The sequence below is a fragment of the Desulfobacula sp. genome, assembly GCF_030145145.1.
Lineage (GTDB): Bacteria > Desulfobacterota > Desulfobacteria > Desulfobacterales > Desulfobacteraceae > Desulfobacula.
The window spans coordinates 1-26,600 of record NZ_JAQYWD010000009.1; the positions used below are offsets into that span (position 1 = coordinate 1).

23 protein-coding genes are annotated in these 26,600 nt (G+C 44.2%); 16 read left to right on the forward strand and 7 right to left on the reverse strand.

Annotation, left to right across the window (positions count from 1 at the left end; translation table 11 throughout):
* Window positions 1–139 precede the first annotated feature (139 nt).
* On the reverse strand, window positions 140–388 hold the full coding sequence (locus Q1Q15_RS06440) for a PDZ domain-containing protein (RefSeq protein WP_300457792.1): 249 nt from the start codon (window positions 386–388) through the stop codon (window positions 140–142).
* A gap of 274 nt (window positions 389–662) precedes the next feature.
* Here Q1Q15_RS06440 and Q1Q15_RS06445 point away from each other — a divergent pair, with 274 nt between their 5' ends.
* The 7 genes from Q1Q15_RS06445 (at window position 663) to Q1Q15_RS06475 (ending at window position 9,850) form a co-directional block, all read left to right on the forward strand.
* Window positions 663–3,224 (forward strand): PAS domain S-box protein, encoded by a 2,562-nt coding sequence (locus Q1Q15_RS06445; protein ID WP_300458006.1) that lies wholly within the window; start codon window positions 663–665, stop codon window positions 3,222–3,224.
* A gap of 267 nt (window positions 3,225–3,491) precedes the next feature.
* Entirely contained in the window at window positions 3,492–4,400 is a 909-nt protein-coding gene (locus tag Q1Q15_RS06450; protein ID WP_300457794.1) for a M23 family metallopeptidase, read from the forward strand.
* Window positions 4,401–4,537: 137 nt separating this feature from the next.
* The gene (locus Q1Q15_RS06455) at window positions 4,538–5,071 is read left to right on the forward strand and encodes a hypothetical protein (RefSeq protein WP_300457795.1); all 534 of its coding nucleotides are present in this window, start codon (window positions 4,538–4,540) and stop codon (window positions 5,069–5,071) included.
* Window positions 5,072–5,158: 87 nt separating this feature from the next.
* A complete protein-coding gene (locus Q1Q15_RS06460; RefSeq protein ID WP_300457797.1) occupies window positions 5,159–6,016 on the forward strand; it encodes a sugar phosphate isomerase/epimerase in 858 nt (285 codons plus the stop codon).
* Window positions 6,017–6,065: 49 nt separating this feature from the next.
* A complete protein-coding gene (locus Q1Q15_RS06465) occupies window positions 6,066–7,106 on the forward strand; it encodes an extracellular solute-binding protein (RefSeq protein ID WP_300457799.1) in 1,041 nt (346 codons plus the stop codon).
* An 18-nt stretch (window positions 7,107–7,124) separates the two neighbouring features.
* Complete coding sequence (locus tag Q1Q15_RS06470; RefSeq protein ID WP_300457801.1) at window positions 7,125–8,171, forward strand: ABC transporter ATP-binding protein; 1,047 nt, start codon at window positions 7,125–7,127, stop codon at window positions 8,169–8,171.
* A gap of 2 nt (window positions 8,172–8,173) precedes the next feature.
* Complete coding sequence (locus tag Q1Q15_RS06475) at window positions 8,174–9,850, forward strand: iron ABC transporter permease (protein ID WP_300457803.1); 1,677 nt, start codon at window positions 8,174–8,176, stop codon at window positions 9,848–9,850.
* 94 nt (window positions 9,851–9,944) lie between these two features.
* On the opposite strand, the gene Q1Q15_RS06480 is transcribed toward Q1Q15_RS06475, so the two are convergent.
* On the reverse strand, window positions 9,945–10,691 hold the full coding sequence (locus Q1Q15_RS06480) for a cytidylate kinase-like family protein (protein WP_300457805.1): 747 nt from the start codon (window positions 10,689–10,691) through the stop codon (window positions 9,945–9,947).
* 318 nt (window positions 10,692–11,009) lie between these two features.
* Between Q1Q15_RS06480 and Q1Q15_RS06485 the strand changes: the two genes are divergently transcribed.
* Together Q1Q15_RS06485 and Q1Q15_RS06490 are read left to right on the forward strand one after the other, a co-directional pair.
* Window positions 11,010–11,483 (forward strand): methylated-DNA--[protein]-cysteine S-methyltransferase, encoded by a 474-nt coding sequence (locus Q1Q15_RS06485; protein ID WP_300457806.1) that lies wholly within the window; start codon window positions 11,010–11,012, stop codon window positions 11,481–11,483.
* A gap of 79 nt (window positions 11,484–11,562) precedes the next feature.
* Window positions 11,563–11,904, forward strand: a complete 342-nt coding sequence (locus tag Q1Q15_RS06490) for a hypothetical protein (protein ID WP_300457807.1) — start codon at window positions 11,563–11,565, stop codon at window positions 11,902–11,904.
* Window positions 11,905–11,932: 28 nt separating this feature from the next.
* Here Q1Q15_RS06490 and Q1Q15_RS06495 read toward each other — a convergent pair whose 3' ends face one another.
* The 3 genes from Q1Q15_RS06495 to Q1Q15_RS06505 are packed head-to-tail and all read right to left on the reverse strand — an operon-like array spanning window position 11,933 to window position 15,447.
* Window positions 11,933–13,723 carry an SLC13 family permease gene (locus Q1Q15_RS06495; protein WP_300457809.1) on the reverse strand — a complete coding sequence of 597 codons (1,791 nt, stop codon included), beginning with the start codon at window positions 13,721–13,723 and terminating at the stop codon, window positions 11,933–11,935.
* 9 nt (window positions 13,724–13,732) lie between these two features.
* Window positions 13,733–14,818 (reverse strand): Lrp/AsnC ligand binding domain-containing protein, encoded by a 1,086-nt coding sequence (locus tag Q1Q15_RS06500; protein WP_300457810.1) that lies wholly within the window; start codon window positions 14,816–14,818, stop codon window positions 13,733–13,735.
* Window positions 14,819–14,820: 2 nt separating this feature from the next.
* Window positions 14,821–15,447: a metallophosphoesterase gene (locus Q1Q15_RS06505; protein WP_363320880.1), complete on the reverse strand. Its 627-nt coding sequence runs from the start codon at window positions 15,445–15,447 to the stop codon at window positions 14,821–14,823.
* Between the two features lie 325 nt (window positions 15,448–15,772).
* Between Q1Q15_RS06505 and Q1Q15_RS06510 the strand changes: the two genes are divergently transcribed.
* The 6 genes from Q1Q15_RS06510 to cooS all read left to right on the forward strand — a co-directional run bounded on the left by Q1Q15_RS06510 (window position 15,773) and on the right by cooS (window position 22,478).
* Window positions 15,773–16,594, forward strand: a complete 822-nt coding sequence (locus Q1Q15_RS06510) for a transporter substrate-binding domain-containing protein (RefSeq protein ID WP_300457811.1) — start codon at window positions 15,773–15,775, stop codon at window positions 16,592–16,594.
* A 74-nt stretch (window positions 16,595–16,668) separates the two neighbouring features.
* Entirely contained in the window at window positions 16,669–17,685 is a 1,017-nt protein-coding gene (locus tag Q1Q15_RS06515; protein ID WP_300457813.1) for an amino acid ABC transporter permease, read from the forward strand.
* Window positions 17,682–18,413, forward strand: a complete 732-nt coding sequence (locus tag Q1Q15_RS06520; RefSeq protein WP_300457815.1) for an amino acid ABC transporter ATP-binding protein — start codon at window positions 17,682–17,684, stop codon at window positions 18,411–18,413. Before Q1Q15_RS06515 ends, Q1Q15_RS06520 begins: the two co-directional genes overlap by 4 nt.
* 32 nt (window positions 18,414–18,445) lie before the next feature.
* A complete protein-coding gene (locus tag Q1Q15_RS06525) occupies window positions 18,446–19,432 on the forward strand; it encodes an arginine deiminase family protein (RefSeq protein ID WP_300457817.1) in 987 nt (328 codons plus the stop codon).
* Window positions 19,433–19,521: 89 nt separating this feature from the next.
* Window positions 19,522–20,268, forward strand: a complete 747-nt coding sequence (locus tag Q1Q15_RS06530; RefSeq protein WP_300457819.1) for an N-acyl homoserine lactonase family protein — start codon at window positions 19,522–19,524, stop codon at window positions 20,266–20,268.
* A gap of 245 nt (window positions 20,269–20,513) precedes the next feature.
* Window positions 20,514–22,478 carry an anaerobic carbon-monoxide dehydrogenase catalytic subunit gene (gene cooS / locus Q1Q15_RS06535; protein ID WP_300457820.1) on the forward strand — a complete coding sequence of 655 codons (1,965 nt, stop codon included), beginning with the start codon at window positions 20,514–20,516 and terminating at the stop codon, window positions 22,476–22,478.
* An 84-nt stretch (window positions 22,479–22,562) separates the two neighbouring features.
* Here cooS and Q1Q15_RS06540 read toward each other — a convergent pair whose 3' ends face one another.
* Both Q1Q15_RS06540 and Q1Q15_RS06545 read right to left on the reverse strand, forming a co-directional pair.
* Window positions 22,563–23,765: a Xaa-Pro peptidase family protein gene (locus tag Q1Q15_RS06540; RefSeq protein WP_300457822.1), complete on the reverse strand. Its 1,203-nt coding sequence runs from the start codon at window positions 23,763–23,765 to the stop codon at window positions 22,563–22,565.
* A gap of 157 nt (window positions 23,766–23,922) precedes the next feature.
* Window positions 23,923–24,183, reverse strand: a complete 261-nt coding sequence (locus Q1Q15_RS06545) for a hypothetical protein (protein WP_300457823.1) — start codon at window positions 24,181–24,183, stop codon at window positions 23,923–23,925.
* 283 nt (window positions 24,184–24,466) lie between these two features.
* On the opposite strand from Q1Q15_RS06545, the gene Q1Q15_RS06550 reads away from it, so the two are divergent.
* Window positions 24,467–26,596 (forward strand): HDOD domain-containing protein, encoded by a 2,130-nt coding sequence (locus Q1Q15_RS06550; RefSeq protein WP_300457825.1) that lies wholly within the window; start codon window positions 24,467–24,469, stop codon window positions 26,594–26,596.
* The last annotated feature ends 4 nt before the right edge of the window (window positions 26,597–26,600 follow it).

A 26,600-nucleotide genomic window follows, 5' to 3' on the forward strand; every position in this document is an offset into this window, starting at 1 on the left:
ACACGGAAGTTAAGCTCTTTGGCGTCGATGGTACTGCATGGGAGACTGTGTGGGAGAGTAGAACGCCGCCAGATTAATTCTTCAAAAAGCCCTGATCATTATTGTAATGATCAGGGCTTTTTTTGTTGTATCCCTGAATTTAAACTTCGGTCAGATTATTAAATTTTAAATCAAGATGATAAATTTTTAATATGATATCATCTGGTCTTAAGTTAGCCATCAGTGCTGGGCTGTTATCCTTGATGGACGTAATAACAACACCCTGATTTACCTGATTCGGAATTTGAAATTTATTCCTATTTTCTTTATCGAGCGGAGCAATGGTGATACCACTCAGTGCACCAAAATCTTTTTCAAAAATCGAATGGTCAGCAAGATTATCAGGCAATTGACCCAGTTTCTTAACCGATAACGGAGACTATGAACCAAATGATAAGCCAGGACACTGATAAAGAGATGGTCGGTTACACGTTGTGTAATCGGATGAAAAAAGGCCGCATGCCCAGCTCAGATTTTAATGAACGAAAAACAGCTTTTAAATCTGTCAACATTATAAAGTTTGGATGCTTTGGGGTATTGATTTGTAATTTAAAAAGGTGTTTTTCTTGACCTAATGAACTGATTATACTTGTTTTCAAGAAGGGTTCGAAATTTATTTGTATTTGATTTTCAGGGAGAGCGAATCTCATTTGCGAACATTGATTGATACGATACCTGATCTCGTATGGTTAAAAGATATGGATGGCGTCTATCTTTCTTGCAATCCAAAGTTTGAGCGTTTCTTTGGTGCCAAAGAAGCTGAAATTGTGGATAAAACAGATTATGCTTTTGTTAATAAAGACATCGCCGATTTTTTTCGTGACCATGATCGCAAAGCCATTGAATTGGACAAACCATCCATAAACGAGGAATGGCTTACTTTTTCTGATGGTGGATATCATGGGCTGTTTGAAACCATTAAAACGCCGATGCTTAATCCAGAGGGTAAAGCTATCGGTGTTCTTGGAATTGCCAGAGACATTACTGAGCGAAAAAAAACAGAATCTGCTCTCAACGCCATTGCATGGCTATTGAAAAAATCTCCAACGGTTACACCCGATTTTCCCCAAGATTACAGTGATCTGACCAAATTAAATACCTGTCGAGTGATTCTGGATAATATTGGTAAGGACGTTATTTCTGATATCGTAACCGGGTATATGGAACTTTTGGCTACCTCAGGCGCTGTGTATGAAAAAAACGGGGATTATGCCCACAGCATTTTCTCTTCCGGCTGGTGCCGAATGCTGGATTCTGCCTCCCGAAAGCTATGCAATACCCCAGATGACAAGATCGCATTAAATTGTGGCAAATGGCTGTGTCATGAATCTTGCTGGACAAATGCTTCAAAAACCGCCATTGATACTGCTCAACCAGTTGATATTGAATGCAATGGCGGAATAAAGTTGTATGCGGTTCCCATAATCGTCCATGAACAGGTTATTGGTGTTATAAATTTTGGTTATGGAGACCCGCCAAAGGATGCAGCTACACTTGAAACCATTTCAAATAAATATCGGGTGGATATCAAAGACCTGTCTCTTGAAGCAAACCGGTATCAACACCGTCCGAATTTTATAATAGAAATAGCCAAAAACAGACTGCGCAGTTCGGCAAAACTATTAGGCGTTATGGTGGAAAGCAGGCAAACAGAACTTGCCCTAAAAGAAAGCGAAGAAAGATTCCGTGCACTTCACAACGCCTCTTTCGGTGGTATCACCATACATGATAAAGGGATAATTCTGGAATGTAACGAAGGGCTCTCAAATATTACCGGCTATGATTACAATGAATTGATCGGTATGGACGGCCTGTCTCTTATTTCTGAAGATACTCGGGACAAGGTTATACAAAATATCAACAAGGGGTATGAAAAGCCATACGAAGCCATGGGCATCCGGAAGGATGGTAAGGCCTATCCGCTTAGGTTAGAGGCAAGAAATATTCCTTACAAAGGGAAAATGGTAAGGACGGTTGAATTTAGAGATATCACTGAACAAAAAAAAGCTGAAGCAGAAAAAGAAAAACTTCAGGCGGCATTGACCCAAGCCCAGAAAATGGAATCAGTTGGAAGACTTGCCGGAGGAGTGGCCCATGATTTTAACAATATGCTCAGTATTATTCTTGGCAACATTGAAATAATTATAGAAGATTTAGATTCTGCAAATCCTTTAATTTCAAATCTTGAAGAAGTTCAAAAAGCCGCCCAACGATCAACAGATCTAACCCGCCAATTACTGGCCTTTGCTCGAAAACAGACAATTTCCCCCCAGGTTCTCCATCTCAATGAGACCCTTGAAGGGATGCTTAAAATGTTAAGGCGTTTGATAGGAGAAGATATCGATCTGTCTTGGCAGCCTAAAGACTCTTTGTGGTCTGTTAAAATAGATCCATCCCAAATTGATCAAATTCTGGCTAACTTATGTGTCAACGCAAGGGACTCTATCAAAGATGTGGGTAAGATTACCATAGAAACAGATAATGCCCATTTTGATGAAGAGTATTGTATAGATCATCCTGGATTTAAGACTGGAAAATATGTCATGCTTACAGTTAGTGACAATGGTTGCGGCATGGATAACGAAACCCTTGATAATCTTTTTGACCCGTTTTTCACAACCAAAGAGCTTGGTAAGGGAACTGGTCTTGGGCTTGCAACCGTCTATGGAATTGTCAAACAAAATAATGGGTTTGTAAATGTATATAGTGAACCCGAACAGGGAACAACTTTTAAATTATACTTGCCGATACATTCAGAAGAACAAAAAACTGAGGGACAAAAAACTGTTCAAGAAAAATTACAGAAAGGTTATGAAACAATTCTTTTGGTTGAAGATGAAAAAGCTATTTTAAGAATGACAAAGACGATGCTTGAACGAATGGGCTACAATGTGTTGGCAGCAAACACACCCGATAGGGCCATCCAGATAAGCAACAACCCAGAATCAAAAATTGATTTGCTAATGACAGATGTTGTCATGCCGTCAATGAATGGGCGTGATCTTGCTAAAAATATTTCAGCGTTCTGTCCAAGTATAAAATTCCTATTCATGTCAGGTTATACAGCCAATGTCATTGCCCACAGGGGGATACTTGATGAAGGCATAAATTTTTTAAACAAACCATTTTCCATACAGGATTTATCAGTTAAATTGAGAGCTATCTTTGATGAAAAACCTAAATGATAATTTACTACACAGATTAAAATTTAAGGATTTATTGGACATGGAAACTTAAGCCTTCAAACGTTCAGGATTCGCTTGATTTAATCTGGTAGCTATAGCAAATACAAAGATTTCATGTTGTCGATTCCACAAGAATCGATTAGAATCAATTTTTGTTGTTCGGGTCTTAAAGGGAACAATTCCAATAGACCCGGCAAGCAAAACAAATGATTAACTGAAATTAACCGGATGAGAATTTTTGAAACGGACGGAAAAGGAACTATCGCATTGAGTATCAGACCTTGGATGGCTGTTTTATTTACATTTCTTATGATAAATGCCATCAGCCAGGCAGAAACCAACACTGATGACAAAGAGGGCATCGTCCTTGCCCACCCGAAACAGGCGGGCATGGGGCAGCCTTTTCTGGTTCGGCTGACATCAGCCCAGGCCTTCGACAGGCTTTCTATCCATTGGATGAAGCGGGAGTTTGTACCATCAGTCTCCCAGTGGAATGGACGTCATGTGGCGATTGCTTTGCTGGGTACAGATGTACTTACCATCAAGTCAGGTCGCCAGACACTGCTGGTCCGGGCCTGGACAGGGGGAAAGGAGACCGTCTGGCAACGGTCAGTGATTATTGTTGCCCGAACATATCCCCGGCAGGAGCTGAACCTGCCGTCAAAGATGGTGACCCCTCCCGCTGATGAACTTGAGCGAATAAAGGCGGAAAGGACTCGGACCCAGAAGGCCAAAAATACCTGGTCAGACCAGCGGTTGTGGCAACTACCCTTTCACCAGCCGGTGAAGGGAAAAACCACCAGTGTTTATGGCCTGCAACGGGTGCTGAACGGCAAACCCAAAAATCCTCACCGGGGACTGGATTTCAGGGCGCCCACAGGAACTGCTGTGGAAGCGGTGGCAGAAGGCAGGGTGATCCTGGCTGAATCCCATTATTATGCTGGTAACTCCGTGTATATAGACCACGGCAACGGTGTCATTTCTCTGTACTTTCACCTGAGTAGATTCGATGTTTTTCAGGGGGATATTGTAAAAAGGGGGCAGATTATCGGACGGTCCGGTTTTACGGGGCGGGCCACTGGTCCTCACCTGCATCTGTCTATATCTGTGCAGGGCCAGTTGGTAGATCCGGCACCGTTGTTTGACGGGACAACCGACCAATTGTTAAGGGAATAAAAAATGCTTTCTTCCTGGTCTGAAAAGACTGTTGCCAGACTTGAAAAGCTTGCTTCGGCCTTTGCTGGTTTTTCACCCGGAGAGTTAAAAGAGCATATTGATGACCTGTTTAATAACAATATGGTTCAATTTCATATATGGCATTTCAAAATAATGGTTCCATAGTTGAAAAACTGATTGATCGACCAACAGTATTTTTCTGGCAGCAGGAACTGCGGGCATTTCTCTTTGAAAAAGGGATTAACGTTTATGTTGTGACGGCATCCCAGGAAGAGCTTGTGCGAATGGTTGTTGCAGATCCGAAATATGGTTTTGATATTCCGTCTTCAAGCGTCATCGGAATGAGGCTTGCCCTTAGATCTTCAAATGCTAAAAACGTTTTAGGTCAGTATGATAAGAATCTGAATCAAAATTATTATGAAAGTATGATTACTTCCTCTTTGTCAGGTATAACAACCTGGTATTCAGGTAAGGTCGCTGCCATAAAAGAATATGTCGATCCTGTAAAAAAGCCCGTGCTTGTAGCAGGCAATTCAGAGAGTGATTTTGCCATGCTTAATTACGCAAAAACAGATCCTGGCATGAAAATCCTTTTCACGAAAAACAATGAACAGCAATATATATTCGAGCCATTATTCCTCATACGATATATAAAAATTCTATCTGATTGACAAAACGTATCAAGCTTTTCAATTTGACTGTCTTATTATAAGCCGGTAGGCTTTCGTTACAATTTAAACTGGTAACTGGATAAACCGATGACATTTAAATCACATATACCTGATAGCGCACGTTTAAATAATGCTAAAACCGGAGAAACAGCGGGGATCACTCTGGCTGTATCCGGCCACTGGCAAAGATTTCCTGGAAAATTCGACTGGATAGCAGACCATGGTTTTGCTCTTGAATATGCGCCTGATCCAGATCATTTTGATCGTGTAAAATCCCATCTTTTACCTTATGTAGGCCGCCATGTTCCCCTCCGACACCATGCATATTTTCCGGGGTTTGAAATCGGTGATCCTGATCCTCTCCGGGCAGAGGCGGCCATGAAAATCCATTTTCAAGCACTTGATGCCATCTGTGGCATCGGTAGCCAGGTGGTCACGGTACATGTCGGTCTGCCTCCCTTCCGGCCGTTAAACCATGATCGGGTCAAAAAAAACCTGACAAATTTGGTTACCTATGGCAAAATCCGTGGTATTCAGGTGAACCTTGAAAACCTAAGGATCGGTCCCACCAGCCATCCTGAAATCCTTCTGGAGTGGGTCGGTGTATCCGGGGCGAACATCACCATGGATATCGGACATGCTGTTTCCTGCGATTCTGTAAAACAAGGGGAGTATACGGTACCGGAAATGGTTGATTTGTTCAGCCCGAAACTGGATGAGGTTCATTTATATGAATCGGAAACAGACACCCATCATGCACCAAAGGATCTGAGCATTCTGGGTCCCATTTTTGATCGCCTGGTTCTGACGGACTGCCGTTGGTGGACCATTGAACTGGAAGATTACCAAAAGATCCTCCATACCCGGAGGCTGGTTATTCAGTATCTGGCAAAAAGCAAAGGGTCTTTTTCACGGTTGGACAGCCATCAGCTGAGTGACGCATGATGCCGGATCTTTATCAAACAACACATATACATAAAAGGAGATTTTAATAATGAAACCGTTCAAACTGTTCTTTTTCCTCTTTTGGGTGATCTTTGGCCTTTTTTCGATCATGATCCATCCAGCCATGGCCGACGAGCTTGAAAAAAAAGTCGTGATCTATTCGACACATCCTGAATCCCTGCTGGAAATTGTGGCGGATGAATTTGAAAAAAAGACCGGCGTCAAGGCTGATTTTATCAATCTTAAAGGTGCCCTGGTTGACCGTGTCCGGGCTGAAAAGTCCAATCCGGGTGCGGATGTCATGTATGGCGCACCTTCTTCAAGTTACCTGGAATTAAAAGCTGAAAATCTGTTTGCACCCTTTACCCCTTCCTGGGCGGATAAAATCGATCCGCTTTTCAAGGACACACAAGGATACTGGTATGGAACCATCCAGACCCCGGTTTTGATGTTCTATAATACACAGATGCTGGCCAAAGAGGATCTGCCGGGTGATTGGAGCGACCTTGCAGATCCCAGGTTTAAAAACATGCTGATTTTCAGGAATGCACTGTCCACATCGGCTCGCGCCACCTATGCCGCTTTGCTGCAGCAGTTTGAAAAAAAGGGACAGATGGATCAAGGCTGGAATTTTTTAAGGGCGCTGGATGTCAATACCAAAAAATACTATGGCAGCAGTTCAATGATTTTTCAGGCCGTGGGCAGAAAAGAAGCCGCCATCAGTTTTATGGTGCTCAATTCTGTTGTGGATAATACAGTTAAAAATAAAATGCCGCTGGATGTCATAGACGCAAAAAGCGGTTCACCTGTTTTAACCGACGGCATTGCCCTGATCTCTGGGGCAAAACATCCAAATGCCGGGAAAGCCTTTATCGAATTTGCAGGTTCGGCGCAGACCCAGGCCATGATAGCGCACCGGTTCAATCGGTTTCCAACCCATCCGGATGCCATTGCTCAGGCACCGGACTGGATGGCCAGGACCAAATTTAAGGTCATGGATGTGGACTGGGCAGATCTGTCAAATAAGCAGTCCGCCTGGATACAAAAATGGGATGCGCAAATCAAAGACAGCAGCAAGGATAAAAAATAAAAGGCGAGGGTTACGAAAATGGGCCGGCTCGTTCTCGATCATATTGAAAAGAGCTATCAAGGTGAGCCAGCCTGTTCAGACATCTGCCTTCAAATCGAAGACGGTGAATTCTTCACCTTCCTGGGACCGTCAGGCTGTGGTAAAACAACAATTCTCAGGCTTATCGCAGGCTTTATCCGGCCCGACAGGGGCCGGATTCTGCTTCGAGATAAAGATATCACCCGTATCCCGCCTGAAAAACGCAGCATCGGCATGGTTTTTCAAAATTATGCCCTCTTTCCCTTTATGACGGTGTTTGAAAATATCCAGTATGGCTTGAAGCTGCAAAAAAAACCGGCAGACGACATCTTAAAAAAAGTAAATCACTATATTGAGATGGTCGGATTAACCGGCCTGGAGAGACGGAATACGGCCCAATTATCCGGCGGTGAACAGCAGCGGGTGGCCCTTGCCCGTTCCCTTGCAGTGGAACCCCAGATCCTGCTGCTCGATGAACCCTTATCCAACCTGGATGCCAGGCTAAGGGACCGGATGCGTGAAGAACTCAAAGCCCTCCAGAAAAAACTGGGCATCACCACAATTTTTGTCACCCATGACCAGAAAGAAGCCCTGACCATGTCGGATAGGATCGCTGTTTTTAATAAGGGAGTCTGTATTCAGACCGGCACACCTGAGCAGGTTTACATGGCCCCCACCCATTCATTTGTGGCCGGGTTTATCGGGGATATCAACCTGTTTGCAGCTGATTTAAGCGGCGGTAAATGGCAGATCAGTGACACTGTATCCATCCCCGTGCCCGGATATATGGGCAGGCATTTTATCTGTATCAGGCCACAGGATATTGTCTTGTCCCAATCGAAGCCCACGCAGATGGATTATCTGTTCCAGGGTATGGTCATTGAATGCCGATTTAACGGTATGACCTCAGAATATTCAGTCACCGCAGGAGATACCGTATTCAAGGTCTGTTTTGTCAATCGGCTTAAAAAAACGAAACCCGCAATGACCGGGGAGATGGTCTGGATCGGCTTTGCAAAAGACAGCCTGCAGGTACTGGAGCAGTAGGCATGTCGGTAATATCACACACGCAATCGTTTTTTAGCCGGTTGATATTTTTTTTTCTATTCATCCTGCTGTTCGGGTATATTCTTTTTCCTGCGTTTAAGACCCTGGAAGTCAGTCTTACCGGTACCGGATCGGTCTCTTTTATCAACTATATTCGCCTGGTCAGTGTGGACACCTTAAGAACACCGCTGATAAATTCTCTTATCCTGGGGGGTCTGACTGTATTGGTCTGTGGCATCATTGGCACACTTCTGGCCTTTTTCATCCATTATTTTCAGTTTCCCGGCAGGCAGATCATGGATAAACTGCTGTTGCTTCCCATGATGCTGCCGGGTATCATTATTGTTTTCTCATTTGTTCAATTGTATGGAGAAAGCGGGCTTGTCACTAAAACCATTCAGATCCTGCTCGGCCTGGAAAATCCACCCTTTGATTTTTCAGGCCTGTGGGGTATTTTATTTGTTCATGCCTATACCCAGTATGTTTATTTCTACATCAGCGTTTCCATTGCCATCCGGCATATTGACATATCGGTCATTGAGAGTGCACAAACGTTAGGTGCGTCCAGACTTGTCATTTTCAGGACCATTATCCTGCCTTTTATCATGCCCGCGCTGGTGGCGTCTTCCGTGATGACCTTTATGACCGGTATCGGCTCATTTACAGCACCCAGCATCATCGGGCAGGGTTTCAAGGTTCTCACCACCCAGATTTTATTGTCAAAGGCAAATAATTACATGGATGTTGCCGCAACCCAGGTGATGGCTCTGACAATCGCCTGTCTTTTTGTTTTTGCGCTGTTCCGGTGGTATGAAAAAAAAGCCGTATTTGAATCTTCTGTTAAAGGGGTGCGTTTTCAGTCTGTCCAGATAAGAAACCCACTGGCAAAAATTCTTGTGACGGTTATTGCCTACGCCATTATCCTGATAATTCTGCTGCCGGTACTGGCCATCATGCTGCTGTCGTTTGTTCCGTCTGACACATGGATGGTCAATATCTATCCCCGTGAATTCTCCTGGCAGAATTTTATTGATATTTTTTCAGGATCCAGAAAATTCAGTCCGTTTTTCAATAGTCTTTCCATGGCCCTGATTGCTGCTTTTTCAGGAATGGTCATTGCCCTGCCGGCCTCTTTTTTCATTGTCAAAACAAAGGTTCGGTTCAAGTGGTTCCTTGAAATGATGTGCATGCTGCCCTGGGCCATGCCGGCCAGTGCCATTGCCATCAATTTAATCAATGGCTTTAACCAGAAAACCATTTTTTCATTGAACCATATCCTGGTGGGGACATCAATCCTCCTGCCTGTGGGATATCTTGTCCGGTCTCTGCCGATTATGGTTAAAACCTTTAATTTGTCGCTGGGCAGCCTTAATAATGCATATATCGAGGCCTCCCAGAGTCTTGGTGCCCGCCCTCTGCAAACATTAAAACGAGTTGTTTTCCCGATATTATCCCCAGGTCTTTTGGCTGGATTTCTTCTTGTCTTTATCCGAAGTATCGGAGAATATACGGTCACTGTGTTTTTATACACGGTAACAAACAAACCCGTGTCCATTGCCATGGTCAATGCCATATTCGAGTATAATATCGGTCTTGCCATGGCCTACGGCACCCTGCTGATTATCATTTCCGCGGTCTCAAGCCTAGTCATCACAAAACTCGCTGTGCTGCCATCCTAGGAAGTGTTTAAAGGCGTAGTCGAATTTATTTTTGACAGTTCACTTGCATCTCCTAAAGTAACAAAACTCGCTTTCATCGATGGGTCTGCCAGGATTAGGCGGTTGTCAATCCAAATTTTTTTTCAAGAGCACAGGCCACTATTTTCGCAACCGCAAATCTACCATTAATTCGATCCCTGTTGATGACCATATCAAATTCATCATAGGTGGGTTCTTTGTTTTGATAAACCGTTTTGAAAAATTCATGCTGCTCAATATCAATGAGATCTAATTTTGTTTCAGCTTCTGATGTCTCGATGTTGAGGATATTGGCCAGTCGATCCACCCGGTAAGCTTTGCTGGAGACTAATCTTACCGATAAAATACTAGACCCGGGAAGGATTAAATGGGTTCCCCGACCCACAAAGATGGTGGGTTCCATATGGGCCAGTGCAATAACGGTCTTTACCAGCTGGATGGCATAATCGCTGGTGATCAACGGGTTTTTTTGAGTGAATGCTGAGAAAGATGCATTCATTTGTCCTGGGTATTGCGCCTCATGGCAATTTAATATTTTTTGGATTAGCCGGCTGTCTTTTGTGATATATGTCAGGATGTCTCTATCAATAACGCGATATTTTATGATTTCAGACAAAAGATCTGCGATTTCCAAGGTTCCTACTCCGATTTGTCTGGAAAAACAAATACTGTAGGGGAAGGAGATTTTTTCCTTCTCCTGCTGCTTGTTTGCCGGCGCAAGGTCCCATTTTTCGATATTCGCATCCACCCAGGCCGCAGCACTTAGTCTTTTTTTTCCATAATACCCCGGTTTATAATCGGTTTTTTGGGAACGTTGCGTCATAATCCTTCTCCTTTGATGATCCGGTGATTCCTTTTTTATCGGTCTGAAAAGGGTAAAGCAATAACAATGCCACGTTGGTTTAGCGATGGGGTGGATCAGGAAATCGATGTTCCTGGGCTTTTAACGCACCAGGGAAAGAACAAAAAAATAAAATAAAAATGGATTATTGAAACAAACGGCAATGGCAACGTCAGGTTGTTTTACAGCCTGGTAATCAATTTGACATGGCGTTTGAACAATTGATGAAAAAGCGGTATGGTTAAATGCGTTGTTTCTTATAAGGAGACATGAACACGATAACCGTATAAGGCGGGCAATATGAAGTATTGTTACTTTGAATCCCCTTTGGGAAAGCTTTTATTGGCTGGCAATAACCGCCTTGAAAGTCTTCATTTTCCCTCGGGTAAGACACGGGTCGAACCCCAAAAGGGTTGGCAATACGACCCTGAAAGTTTTAAAGAAGTGCTTGTTCAGCTGGACGACTATTTTAAGGGAGATCGGACAACCTTTGATCTTGAAATGACAATTCAAGGGACGGCCTTTCAAAAAAAAGTCTGGCAGGAACTGGTGAAAATTCCGTATGGAAAAACCATCTCCTATGGTGAACTGGCCAGAAGAATTGGAAATCCAAATGCTTCAAGAGCGGTGGGTATGGCCAATGGAAAAAATCCCATTTCCATTATTATCCCCTGTCACCGTGTTATTGGTAAAAATGGAAGCCTGACCGGTTTTGGCGGGGGCATTGATGTGAAAAAAAAGTTGCTGGAACTGGAAAAAACGAATACAGTATAGTGTTTTATAAAATATGGATTGATGTATTAAGATCCTTTATCCTAGAATTGTCATCTTTTACGAAGGGTTTTTGGTATCAATGAAAAATGATTCTGAACATGATGGACAAACAAATTTACGGGCTGAAACCAGAACAGAAACCCGAAAAAAGGCCAGTGTTGAATTTATACCCGGAAAGAATGAAATGACCTATCATTTTAAATTAAAGAATTTCTCTTCAACGGGACTGGGTATAATCGTCCGTAAAGATTCCAACGTTCTTAAGCATATCAAGATAGGGGATATTCTGACGATGAAATATTATTCGGAAGCGTCATCGGCCCATCCCGTCTTCCATCAAACACAAATAAAACATATTTCAGAGCCTGACCCAGAAAAGCAGCAGGATCATCTGCTGGTCGGGCTTTCTATCCTTGACTAGCCCGAATTTAAGGTCTTCAATATTGGCCTTAAAAAGGCCAGACCCTGGGAATAAAAACAGATGCCAAAACGATGACCAAACTGTTTAACGGAAGGCCCAGCTTGAGATAATCCGAAAACCGATACCCTCCCGGACCATAGACCAGAAGATTGGTCTGGTACCCGATGGGGCTGGCATAACAGGCACTGGCACCAAAACAGATGCCGACGACAAATGGTTTGGGATCCAACCCGAGGGAAACCGCCGTTGAGATAGCAATGGGAAGCAAAAGAACCGCCGTGGCATTGTTGCTTAAAATATGGGAGCAGATGCTGGTCAGCAGAATGATGCCGAACAGAACAAGGTTTGGATGCATCCCCTCAAACAGGCCCAGAAAAGAATCGGCATACAGCTGTGTTGCCCCTGTCTTTTGCATGGCAAATCCAAGGGCGATGGTTCCGATAATTAATAGCAGTACATCTGAATCAATGGATCTGTAGGCATCTTTCAGGCTTAAACAATGGGTGAGGGTCATTAAAAGGACACCGGTCAATGCGCAAACCATGATATCGGCCAACCCGAAAGTGGCGGACAGGACGACCGCTGCAAAGATGCTGACGGCAATACGGGCTTTTTCCGTATCAATCAGCGCATGGTGAATATCTTCGATAATGATAAAGTCTGTACTGTTTCGTATTTTTGACAGTTTGTTCCTTGGGCAGCGGATCAGGATGATATCACCGAGTTTAAGCTTTACCTTTTGTATCTTTCGATAGGAATAATGGTTACGGCGGCTTCGTATGGCAATGATGCGAATGTCAGGGTCATTTTCCATCTCCGTAGATAACAGGGGTTCCCGCAAAAGATTTGACAAGGGCGGCACAATCAGTTCAACGATCAAATCATCCTTTGACCCGCTGCCAAATGACATGTTTTCTTCACCATGGGCCAATTCTAAAATTTGTTTTTTTAAACAGGCGACCAGATCTTCTGCCGATCCTTTTACCAGCAGAATATCCGCTTGTTTGATAGAGATTTTGCTCCTGATGGGATCAAAAATGTTGCCATTTCGAAATATTTCAATGACTGTTAATCCCAGTGACTCCTGTGCGTGGTCCATAATGTCGGTTATTCCGATTAACGGGCTTTCCGGGGGGATGACAAGTTCTGCAATGTACCGGTTTTCCTTACCTTCATCCAGTTCGCAGACCGGGGCTTTCCGTCCGGGCATAAATTTCGGGAAGGTCACTAGGAGAAACAAAATTCCCAAAATGGCAATGGGCAGGCCGATGGTGCCGAGTTCAAACATCGTCAGGGCCTTGTAACCATATGCCGAGGATAGATCACTGACAATAATGTTCGTGGATGTCCCGATTAACGTGCATGTCCCGGCAAGGATGGAAACATAGGATAACGGGATGAGCAGGTGAGAGGGTGAAAAATCACATTCACAGCTAAGCCCCATGACAATGGGGATAAACAATACGACAACCGGTGTGTTGTTGATAAAGGCAGAGGCCACCGCCACCGTTGTAAGGATCAGGATATAGGCATAGGTTTTATTGCCTTTGGAAAACCGCAATACCAGTTCCGTTACAAAGTTGACTGCGCCGGTCCGAATGAGCCCACGGCTCAAAAGAAACATGGCACCAACGGTTATCACCGCAGGATTGGCAAAGCCTGCTACCGTTTCTTTGGGGGTTAAAATGCCTGTCAATGAGAGCGCCACCATGATTCCAATGGCGGTTTTATCAACTGAAATTTTGTCAGAGATTAACAGCGCTAAGGCGGCAATAAGAATAAGGGAAACCACCATAATTTGTAGATCAAGTCCCATCATAAATCCCTCCTATAGCCGGAAGCCGCTTTTGACTTTTGATATGCCGGGAATAAGCGTCTGCGTCCGGGTGATGCCATTGATCCGTCGCACGCGATGGTCTACGAATTCGGCAATAATTTCAGCATCAGATGCCAGAAAATCTCTTTCCAGTACAATTTTTACGAGGGCATCAATGGTGCCGTGAACAGAGTGAACCTCTTGAACTTCCTCCAGTGTAAACAATTTATCAATAACCTTTATTTCTGTTGATGTTTTAATATCGATCAGGATAAAGGCCGTGATGGTGCGTTTCATCTCAGGATAGTCCGGGGTTGTTTTTTCAAGCATGGCATTCCTGAAAGCTTCCATGCTCCTTGGAATCAATCGGTCTATGCCGATACCGTATAGACGTTTGGAGACTCTTTCCCAATGATGATAGGCAATATAGGTGTAAAGATCGGCCACATTTCTATTGGGGAAATATTTGATCAGGCTTCCGTTGTTTATGATGGCGGTTAACGGTATGTAAATGGTGTTATACCAGTCCCGGGCAGCCGTTTTAACATCCTTTTCCGTTCCGGATATATTGGTCAAGTGATGTCTATGTTTTTCGATCTGGTTTTCCAGGAAATTGTATTTTCCCACCTCTGTCAGATCAATCTTTTGATCTAACCCGGTTTTTTCATAAAATTTTTTTCTCTCAATATACAAAAGGTTTTCCAGGGTATTTTTTGCAGAAAGCAATTCCAATACTTTTGCCTGGATATCAAATCGTCCCAGTTCTTTTGCCGCAGCCACACGGTGATTGCCGTCCAGCACATAATAGTCATTTCTGATTTGATACAGCTTTACCGGGGGCAAGGGTTTGCCCTCACGCATGGCCCGTTTGATATCGGCAAATCGTTTGCCGGCCACATGCTTTTTGGGCCTGAACTGGGAGTCAAAATCATAATACTTTCCCACACTGCCGATGATCTTTTCAAGATCAATGGTTTGAAGGCCATGGTCAATGAATTGAACCGCCTCTTCATGTTCCTGCTGTTCATTAAAGGAACTGACATGGTTTCGGGCTTCTTTTTTATGGGATGAAAAAAGATTTTTAATAAACGCTATCATGGTTAAACCTCTAAAATTGTGTATCCGCAGGTGTTAATCACCTGGGTCGTATTCACCGTGGTAATTCTCTCGGCAGGGGTTTTAAAGTCTTTGTGAATATGGCCGTGGATAAAATAATCAGGGTTTCTTTTGTCGATTAATTTAACAAAACTTTCAAACCCCATATGGCAGCGGTCTTCTGCATCATGAATGTGTCGTGGTGGTGCGTGGGTGACCACCATGTGAACCACTTTTTTCCGCCAGAAGGAGAACCACAGGCTGAAGATGATTTTTTCCATCTCTTTGTCCGTATATTGATTGACCCCGCCATTATACCATATAGAGCCTTCAAGACCCAAAATATGCAGTGTTTTAAAACGGACAAGCCTTGCATGAATGTTTTCGCACCCCATGGGGTTGGACAGGGTATAGCGGATATCGTGGTTACCTTTGACATAAAATAAGGGGGTGTCTAATCTGTCCCTTAAAAACGAGAGGTATTCCGGGGCCAGATCACCACAGGAGACAATGAGATCCACCGGCCCAAGGTTTTTGGCTTCAACCCTTTGCGTCAAGGCGTTATCCTCATAATCCGAAACTGTCAGGACTCTCAAGTTGTGGGGTGTTGTCAGTTGTGTCTTCATTGCCATGGGTCTGTTTTAATTTTGTTAAAGGGTACGTAAACAAATATCTTTTTTTTGAAAAAAATAACATCTTTATTTTTAAAAGCCAGGGGGGGGACTTCAAAAAATACGGGTGCATGTTTCTAAAGGTCGCTGGGCGAGCCGTCACAATGGGGTGTGGCCGGTGAGAATAAATAATTCTTGCCATTTCAAGTGATTGTGCTACATATTAAACTTATTGAAAACAAGGTTTTGTTTTTTAACCATGACTTTTAAAATGGTTGCCCAAACAAACGTTTGGTTGCCAAAATAAGTCAAAAGATAAGTCAAACTTTATTTCAGGAGGAAAAAGATGAAAAAACTGTTAATTTCACTGTTTGCAATGGCATTTTTTTTAGTATCAGCACCCGTATTTGCAGATAATATTGAACTTGCAAAAACATCCACTATTGAATCAATTGTAAAAAGTGGTCAGTTGCGTGTTGGTTTTGAATCCGGTTATCTGCCGTTTGAAATGACGAACACAAAGGGGACCTATATCGGTTTTGATATTGATATGGGAAAAGCCCTTGCAAAGGCCATGGGTGTAAAGTACTTCCCGGTGAACACTGCCTGGGATGGTATTATACCCGCGCTTATGACCAATAAGTTTGACATTATTATTTCCGGTATGACCTGTACCCAAGAACGAAACCTTGCCATAAATTTCACCAATCCTTACATTGTTATCGGCCAGGCCATTCTCCTCAACAAAAAACATGAAGGCAAAGTGTTGTCGTATAAAGATCTGAATGACCCCAAATACACGATTACGTCCAAGTTGGGAACCACGGGTGAACAGGCGGTTAAGCGAATGATTCCCAAAGCAACGTATAAATCATTTGAAGTTGAAACAGAAGCCTGCATGGAAGTGATCCAGGGCAATGCCGATGCAACCGTTTATGATCTTCCGCTGATTGAGATCATGCAGGCCCAGCATGGTGCCGGTAAAACCATCGCCCTTACCAAGCCGTTCACGTTTGAGCCCCTGGCCATGGCCATCAGAAAAGGGGACCCTGATTTCTTGAATTTTTTAAACAATTTTCTGCGTCAGTATCAAAATGATGGCAGATATGAGCGGGCCTATGCCAAATGGATTCAGTCCAATGACTGGCAGGAAGATGTTAAAAAATAGTCTTGTTTAGTAATCACTCATTCAAGGCCGGCAACGATTCATTTGCCGGCCTGTTTTTTAAGGTGTAAAAGTTTATGGAACTAAAAGCATCTAATATTAAGCGACTGAGCAATCCCACGGCTTATAACCTATCTGTCCTGGGCTTTATCGCTTTTGTCATCCTTGTAGTGGGGTCTGTTTATTATGCGACCATAACCGTTGAGTATCAATGGCGCTGGTTTAAAATACCCAAATATTTTATGTATCAGGAAACCATCAGGCTTTATGCTGAAGAGGACGGCGAAATTGATACCATAAAAGAAAACGGGAAAAAAATTGATATCCTCATCCAACAAGAAGACGGGCTGAAAACCTATACAGTTCCCAAAGGCTCTTTTAACTGGGACGAAGGAGATATGACCTCTCACGGTGATTTGATTGCCGAGTATTCAGGTAGCTGGCGCATGGGACTGATGGCCCTGGGTGTCTTGACGACGTTGAAAATCAGTGTGATTGCCACCATCCTCGGTATTTTTCTGGGTATCATCGGCGGGGTGGCAAGGGTATCGGACACGCCGGTCTTAAAATGGTCTGCCATCACCTATGTGGAGATTATCCGGGGGTCTCCGCTCCTGGTCCAGATCATGATTTTTTACTTTGTTCTGGGAACCACCATCAATAAAATTCTTGCCATGAATGGATTGCCAACCCTTGATCCGGAATGGTACGGTATTGCCGCCCTGTCGATTTTTACAGGGGCGTATGTGGTTGAAATCGTTCGTGCAGGGATTGAATCCATTCATCCGGGCCAGATAGAAGCCGCCCGTTCCAGCGGAATGAATCCGTTTCAAACCATGTTCCACATTATCCTGCCCCAGGCCCTTAAAACCATATTACCGCCCCTGGCGGGTCAGTTTATCAACCTGATCAAGGATTCTTCCCTCCTGGGGATGATTTCCATCCGGGAACTGACCAAGGCAACCCGGGAAGGGATTACCACCAGCCTGCAGACATTTGAACTCTGGATTTTGTGTGCCATTCTTTACCTGATCATGACCTTTACGCTTTCCATGTTTGTTCAATGGCTGGAAAGAAAGGGGGCAAGAAGATGATAGAAGTAAAAAACATATATAAAACATTTTATGTGCCCCATGAGGTCAAAGCCCTTGTGGATGTTTCAAACAAAATTGAAGTCGGAGAAGTGGTCGTGGTCATCGGACCTTCCGGGTCTGGGAAAAGTACTTTTCTGCGATGCCTGAACCGCCTGGAAACAGCGGATCACGGACAGATTTTAGTGGATGGGGTGGATATTTTTGATCCCAAGACCAACATCAATACGGTCCGGGCTGAAATGGGAATGGTATTCCAGTCCTTTAACCTTTTTCCCCATTTGTCCATCCTGGGCAATGTGACCATTGCCCAGAAGCTGGTTCGGAAAAGGAGCAAGAAAGAGAGTGAGGAAAAGGCCATGATGCTGCTGGAGAAGGTGGGTATCGGGGATAAAGCCCATGCACACCCGGCAAACCTGTCCGGTGGTCAGCAGCAGCGGGTGGCCATTGCCAGAGCCCTTGCCATGGACCCGAAAATCATGCTGTTTGACGAGCCCACATCCGCCCTTGATCCGGAAATGATCGGTGAGGTTCTGGATGTGATGAAAACCCTGGCTCAAGAAGGCATGACAATGGTGTGTGTCACCCATGAAATGGGGTTTGCAAGGGAAGTGGGGGACCGGGTTATTTTTATGGATGAAGGAATGGTTGTTGAAGAAGGGACGCCGGAACATTTCTTTAAAAATCCGGTAAACGACAGAACAAAGCTATTTTTAAAACAGATTCTCTAAAAAGGTAAACAAACTTGAAAGGTCATGGTGATATGGTTGGTGAATCTGCCCGGCCATTGGCAGATTCGTTTGGCACAGCCGCTTATGGCGGAAACGGCTGGTCTCCCCGCATCCGAACCCATAAACAGGAACTGGGTGATGTGTGGGCTGACTGCGGCATTGACAGTGAGTGGCGACCGCTAAAGACGGTTCTGGTGCATCGTCCCGGCAGGGAGATGAAAATCCCGGAAGACAAAATCAATGATTTCCAGTTTGCTGAAATCCTTGACCTGGGGCTTGCCCAGGCAGAACATGATGATATGGTTGAGATGTACCGGAAAAATCGTGTGGATGTTCATTTGCTGGAACCCAACCCGGGTATGACACCCAATCAACTCTATTGTGCCGATCTGTTTGCCATGACCCCTCAAGGCGCGATTCTGGCACGTCCTGCGTCTACGGTCCGGGCCGGGGAAGAACGCTGGGTGGCAAGAACACTGGCCAATATGGGGATACCGGTGCTAAAGGTTTTAACGGGCACAGCGACATTTGAAGGGGCGGATCTCATGTGGATGGATCCCGGAACCGCTCTCATCGGTCGGGGGCTTCGCACCAACCAGGCGGCCATTGATCAGATTACCACCCTGTTGTCTGAGATGGGTATCACCACCCTGGCCTTTGATATGCCCTTTGGTACCATGCATTTTATGGGCATGTTCAGGGTGGTGGATAAAGATTTGGCCTTTTTCTGGCCTCGGTGTACGCCTTATTCCCTGGTAAATATTTTTCAAGACCGGGGATATCAGATATTGCCCCTGCCGGATCTGGATGAGGCCAGACACAACATGGCATTCAATTTTGTGGTGCTGGGCCCCCGGAAGATTATGCTGGCGGCAAAAAATCCCAGAAGCCTTGCTTTTTATACGTCTTTAGGTATTGAATGTATTTGCATCCCTGTTGATGAACTCAGAAAAGCCAATGGTGCAATGGGGTGTATGACCGGGATTTTGTGCCGGGAAGCAACCGGTATTCAAGTGTAGACCTTAAAATCCTTTTTTACTGTCATTGACATGTTATGATAATTTTTTTTACAATGTGCGGGTAAAAAAAATTATAAGGAGTTCATAAAATGACACACTACACCATTCATCCCATTGTCATGGGAACAAAAGTGTTTGATAAAAGTATGATGACCTATCAATATGGTCAGGGTGAGTCTTACACTATCCCTATTTATACATGGGTAATAAAAGGCGGCGATAAGCATATTCTCGTCGATACCGGGGAGATGAATCCTATCCAGTCCAAGGACAGGGAAGATGCCATTGGCGGGAAAATATACACCTTTGAGCAGGGCCTTGAAAAGCACGGTTTAGACCCATCAGACATTGATATCGTCATTCACACCCATCTGCATATGGATCATTGTGAAAATGATTATAAATGTGAAAATGCCAGATTCTATATCCATGAACAGGAACTTGACTCCATTCATGATCCCCATCCCCTTGATTATCGTTATCTGGAAGACTATATCGACGAAATTGAAGAAAATGGTCAGATTGACATCATCCGGGAAGATTGTGAAATCCTGGATGGTATTCGTGTCAAGCATACACCGGTTCACACAAAAGGGGGCTTGACCGTTTATATTGAAACAAAAAAGGGGCTTGCCGCCATCACAGGGTTTTGCATCATTGATGAAAACTATGACCCGCCACCTGAAATCAAAGGCATGGAAATGGATGTGATTCCGCCCGGAACCCATGTGGACGTTTACAAGGCCTATGACATGATGAAGCAGGTTCAAAAAGAAGCTGATTTTCTTATCCCATTACACGAACCAAGGTTTGCCGCCATCGACTCCATTGGCTGATGATCGCTGACCCAACGCCTTAATTCTCCAGGAACTATTGATTGCCATACTGAGAATCACTGCTTTTCGTTTGAATGATTGGGTAAAATTGGAACAAACGAAAAAGAAAATTTTGCCATTTATTTAAATTTTACTTTACAAAGTACCACATTGTATTACATTTTATGGGTATAAACGTACTTTGCCGGGGCGGGTTGCATCAAAATTGTTGTAACCATGAGATAATTTAAAACGAGGAGATTCAAATGGCCAAAGAGAAAAGTGAGAAACAAATGGTGAGTGTAGAAGATCGTACCATGTGCGAAGCCACTCAGCAGATGCTTACAAAAGCCCGAAGAGACGGGGTTATACTGGATCTGGATCGGGGGTATGACATGAAGCCCTGTCCCATTGGTGCAGAGTCTGCCTGCTGCAAGCATTGCTACATGGGACCTTGTCGCATAAACCCGAGAGATCCGTATAAAAAAGTAGGGGTTTGCGGGGCAACCATTGATACGATCATGGCCCGAAATTTTGCACGGAATGTAGCAGCCGGATCCGCCTCCCACAATGATCACGGACGTCATATTCTGGAGTTGTTCCGGGGGATTATTGACGGGAAAATTAAAGATTTTTCCATTGATGATGTCCAGAAGCTTGAAAATGTCGCCAAATCCATTGGGATTGATGTTGAGGGAAAAGAGGTGAAAGAAGTTGCAACAGAACTCTGTGATGAGCTTGAAAAAACATTTTCCAATGTTGACGGCGAAATGCCTTTTACCAAACGGGCGCCAAAGGCGACTCAGGAGTTGTGGCGAAAAGAGGGGGTCATGCCCCGGGGGGCCATGCTTGAAATCATGGAAATGATGAGCCGGACCCATATCGGGTGTGATCAGGATTATAATAATTTGATGAAGCAGATCACAAGGACAGCCCTTGCCGACGGATGGGGGGGGTCCATGGTGGCCACCGAGCTTTCCGATATCATGTTCGGAACCCCTTCTCCAACCGTTGCAGAGGTAAACATGGGGGTCTTAAAGGAAGACCATGTGAACGTTATTGTTCATGGTCATGAGCCGGCCATGTTTGAAGGCATGCTGGCCGCTGTGAATGACTCGTTTTTTATTGAGGAAGCCAAAGCCAAGGGTGCCAAGGGAATTAATCTTGTGGGCATGTGTTGTTCCGGTGCGGAAATGATGTCCCGTCACGGGGTTCCCCACGCCGGCAACTTTGGATCAACAGAAGCCATTATTGTTACCGGTGCAGTGGATGCCATGGTGGTGGATATTCAGTGTATTAAGCAGGGGGTCGCAGCCGTGGCCAAATGCTATGATACCTGCATGATTACAACCAATCCAAGGGCTAAAATTGAAGGGGCCACCCATATAGAGTTTGATGATCATGATCCTCGGAAATGTACGGATGAGGTCCTAACAAAGGCGATTGCCCGGTATGCCACAAGAAAAATGCCCATAGAGATTCCCAAACAGGTTCAGAAAGGGGTTCATGGGTTTACCCATGAATATATCGAGTATATGCTGGGTGGGACGTTCCGGGGCAGTTATTCTCCGTTGAACGACAATATCATTAACGGAAGAATCCGGGGGGTTGCAGGCGTTGTGGGGTGCACAAACCCCAAGGTCAAGCAGGATTCCGTTCATGTGGCGCTGGTAAAAGAGTTGATTAAAAATGATGTCCTGGTCCTTCAAACTGGATGTTCCCAAATCGCATTGGCCAAGGCCGGCCTTCTGGTTCCGGAAGCCGCTCCCCTTGCCGGCCCGGGTCTTGCAGAAGTCTGTGAAACCGTTGGAATGCCACCGGTTCTCGGGTTGGGCTCCTGTGTGGACAACACAAGGATTCTCATTGCCGCATCCGCCATGGTGTCAGCCGGCGGTCTTGGCAACAGTATTGCGGATCTTCCAGTCGCCGGATGTGCCCCGGAATGGATGAGTGAAAAAGCCCTGGCCATTGGGCATTATTTTGTGACTTCAGGGGTGTATACGGTTTTTGGCGTTGGCTTTCCATCCATCAAAGGCACAAAATTTCATGACCTGATGTTTGACGGTCTGGAAAAGCAGGGTTATGGAAAATGGGGCGTGGCTAAGGATCCCATTGAAATCGCCCAGATGATGATCGCCCATATTGATAAAAAACGCAAGCAACTTGGAATTGACAAGGCAAGGGAACGAACCCTTGTGGATATGTCAGACCGTCGGGAACTGGCCTCTTAACCCTTAAATATATTAATCTTTTGGCAACTTAAGCCCGGCACCATCTGTGCCGGGCTTAAGTTAGTTTAATGATGATAAAATTTTTCAGCAAAAGAAAATTTTATTTTCCGTCATGCTTAAAAATTCACTGCCCTTGTCTGTAACATGAATCATGCTTTCAATGCCTGCGGCAAAGTCATCCTGAAAGATGAATTTGGGTTCAATCGCAAGGACCATGCCGGGTTCTAAAAGGGCTTTCTGACCTTTGGCAATCACCGGGTTTTCCACAAGTTCCAATCCAACGCCATGACCGATAAATTTAGATTTTAAGTGTGGCAGCCCTAAAAACTGATCCCCGAAAGAAAGATGCTCTGCCACATTAACAGCGGTTTCAAAAATGTCTCCCATGGGGATACCGGGGGCCATCTTGTCCAAAAGCGCATGCAGTATTTCTATGGCGGCCTTGCTGGCTTCCAGTGCCTTGTCCGGCAGTTTTCCCATAACAAACATCCTGGATTCATCAATATGATAACCGTCCAGAACAGTACCAAAATCAATCAGGATCGGTTCATTTTCTTTGATCAGTTTAGGACCTGCGCCATAGGGATAGGCGTTTGAGGTCCCTGTGCCGCAGACAGGAGAATCCAGGCCGCCGGGAAGCCCGCCGTTTTTTCCGCTCATCAGGTGAAAGGGAAACCCTTCCAGGCGATAATGCCGGGTTAACAATTTGCCGGAATGCCCCAGTGTCCGGGAATACGCTTCAGACATGCCGCAAAATGCCATTTCTGAAATGCCGGGTTTAATGGTTTCTTTCATAAATGCAAAGGTCTGTTTTGAAACAAGGGCCGCTTTTTTCATCTGCTGGATTTCCCAGGGGGATTTTATCTGCCGGCAGGCTTCAATCACGGGTGATCCGTTAACAAAACGGGTGGTTTTAAACAGATGTTGATAGAAATGAAAATCTTTTACCGGCACAACATCAAATGCCAGGCCGCAGGTGTCGGGATGGTGTTGAAAGTTACGTTCAATAACGCCGGGGATATCCTTAATGGAGTCAATCGACACAATGGTTTTAAGGGCCGTTTCCATCTGAGCCCGGGGCAGATAGCGCTTTACAAATAAAATGGGGTCATGATCTTTATCAATATAGAGATAGCAATCCTGGGCTGTACCTGTAAAATAATAGATGTCAGGTTTGTGGGTCAAAAATAAGGCGTCCAGATGAAGGCTTGCCATTTGCTTTTTTGCGGCGGTTATCCGGGCGGTGATTTCTGTCTCCGGCGTTGGATCAAATGGGTATTGGATCATTTTATTGCGTTATCTCCTGAATTGTAATCATATTTTTTTATCTGCAGGACCGGGGGCCGGCGTATTGCCACTGGATGGTATATCCGGATGCCGGCGGTAACATCTGAGCAATAAAGGGCCGCGTTTGTCTGCAGGAGGGGTGTTTAAGGCTGGTCTGTTATTTTTCAGCAATACTGACTTTAAACGTACTCATACAATCAATAATATCTTCTGTTTTCCCTTCATCTGCCGACCAGAATACGGTATCCTTATTTTCTATTTTCATCAGGCATTCAGGAAAGAAATCATAATGATCATTTTTGATTTTCAGTACAGTTAATTTGTCATCCGGGAACGCCGGATCCGGTATATGCTCGATTACTTCCCAGTCATCGGGAATAATAAATTCGGCGGTAATGTTGACTTCAATGGTTTTCATTTTTAAATCCTTAAAAAATAAAAGATGATCACACGGCATTCAAGTTAACCGATGCATTTTGTATTCATACCAATGGGACTGTTTTCTTTCAAGAAGAAATCGTAAATTTCATAATTATTGGATTTGAGATAAGATTTTTTATCAAAGAAGATGTAAAAACCATTATTTTCAGGTTTAATTGCCAAAACTGTTGATTTATATATGATAAATATCTATACAAACTTAAAGGCATGTTTGGCGGATACTCAGTTTTAATGTTAACAGCTTATGATCGTTTCAGGTAATGACACAAAAAAAAATTTTTGAAAAAATAAGACAATCAAATGATCTTCCCCACCTTCCCCAGGTCATGCTGAAACTCATCAAGGCGTGTAACACGGGTCAAACCAGCATTGATGAACTGACGGACATTATTTCTACCGAGCCTTCTTTAACATCCCGACTGTTACAGATTATTGGCTCATCCTACATTAATTTGCCCAAAGCGGTGAGCAGCATAAAAACGGCAGTGGTCTATCTGGGTATTGATACCATTCGGAATATGGCCATCAGCACCTCTGCCATGCGATTTTTTAATTTTTCCGAGACCATTCCTGAATTTAACATTGGACGATTCTGGGGTCATTCCTATAAATGTGGCGTCATTGCAAGAAAAGTGGCTGAAGAAAATAATTTTTCCAACCCGGATGAATTTTTTCTGGCAGGGCTGCTGCATGATATCGGCAGACTGGTACTGCTGCAAAATTTTCCAGATGATTATAGGGCAATCCTGCTAAGCAATCCCACTGAAAAACAAACCATTGTCGCTGAAATGGCATTGTTTGATACCGATACCCCCGAAGTCAGTGCCTGGCTTTTCAACCAATGGCATTTAAATCCCCTGATGGCGGATGCAGTGCGCTTTATCAATGAAACCGTTGAGCAGATTGAAAGTGCGCTTACCCCTGTAAAAGTGGTGTTTATTTCAAATTTTCTGGCCGAGCCAACAGCCCTTGGAAATTTACCGGATATTCTTTCCCTGACAGACATTTCTCCGTCCAGACTAAAGCACATTACCATTGGGGCAGCCCAAGAAGTCGATGAGATGGCCAAAAGCCTTGGTATCAATATGGATGGCGTTCAGGAGACAACCTGCGAGACGTCTTTGACATCTGAAATAAAGGATCTATCTTTATTTTATGGTACGTTGCAGAATCTGCTGCAGGCCAGGGAAATTGGTGCTGTTCTGGATGTTGCAGAGAACGGGTTTAAAATCGTCTTCAATGTGCCCCGGGTGTTTTATTTCCTTTTGGATGAGGAAAAAGAAATGTTAACAGGGTATACCAGCAGCAAAGATAAATCTCATAAAATTATCAAAACTATTGCCCTTCCCTTATCCAACACATCCAGCCTTCTGGTGAAATGTCTAAAAGAACAGACCGTGCAAGCCACTTTAAACCAGCCGACTTCCTCGTTACCCCTTGCCATATCTGATACACAGATTATTCGGCTGCTTGAGGCTGACGGGATGTATTGTGTGCCCCTCTATTCGTTGGAAAAAGCATCCGGCGTAATGGTATTGGGGGTCGATGAAAAAACCGCCGCCTGTCTGGATGATAACGACGGTGTGGTCAATCTTTTTTCAAAACAGACCGGCGCCTGTATTCAGCGGCTCAGGTTTTACAATGACTTATCCCTCAATATTCATGAAAAGAAAATGGAAGCCTATTCTACATTGACGGATAAGGTGATCCATGAAATCAACAATCCCCTCTCAATTATTAAAAATTATATTGAAACCCTGAGTCTGAAATTACCGGATAAACATCCGGTCCAGGAGGACCTTTCGGTGATCGGTGAAGAAATGAACCGAATTGCAGGTCTTTTAGATAAGTTGAGACAATTTTCAAAACCCAAAATAGACGGGTTTGAACCGGTAAATATCAATCGACTTTGTCAGAGCATCCTTGAAATTTTAAAGAAATCCATTTTGATGCCAAGACAAATTGAGACCGCCATCAACATTGATCCTGAAATTCCTGATATCAAGACAGACCCGAACGGATTAAAACAGGTCTTTATCAATCTGGTGAAAAATGCAGCTGAAGCCCTGCAGGCAGGGGGTAAAATAAGCATTACCACACGGTTTCTATCCGATTCAGCAAAAATAATGATTGACGAGAAGCGGCGAATCCCGGGTAGTGTGGAAATTGTAATTTCCGATAATGGACCGGGGATTGATGAAAAAATAAAAGAAACCCTTTTTGAACCATATACCACAACGAAAACAGGCACTGCCAATTCTGGGCTGGGACTTTCCATTGTTCATTCTATTGTCAAAGAGTTGAATGGAACCATTACCTGCCGAAGCAAGCAGGGAATGGGTACCCGTTTTATTATCATCCTCCCGGTCAGCTCATCAAAACAAAGATAAGAAT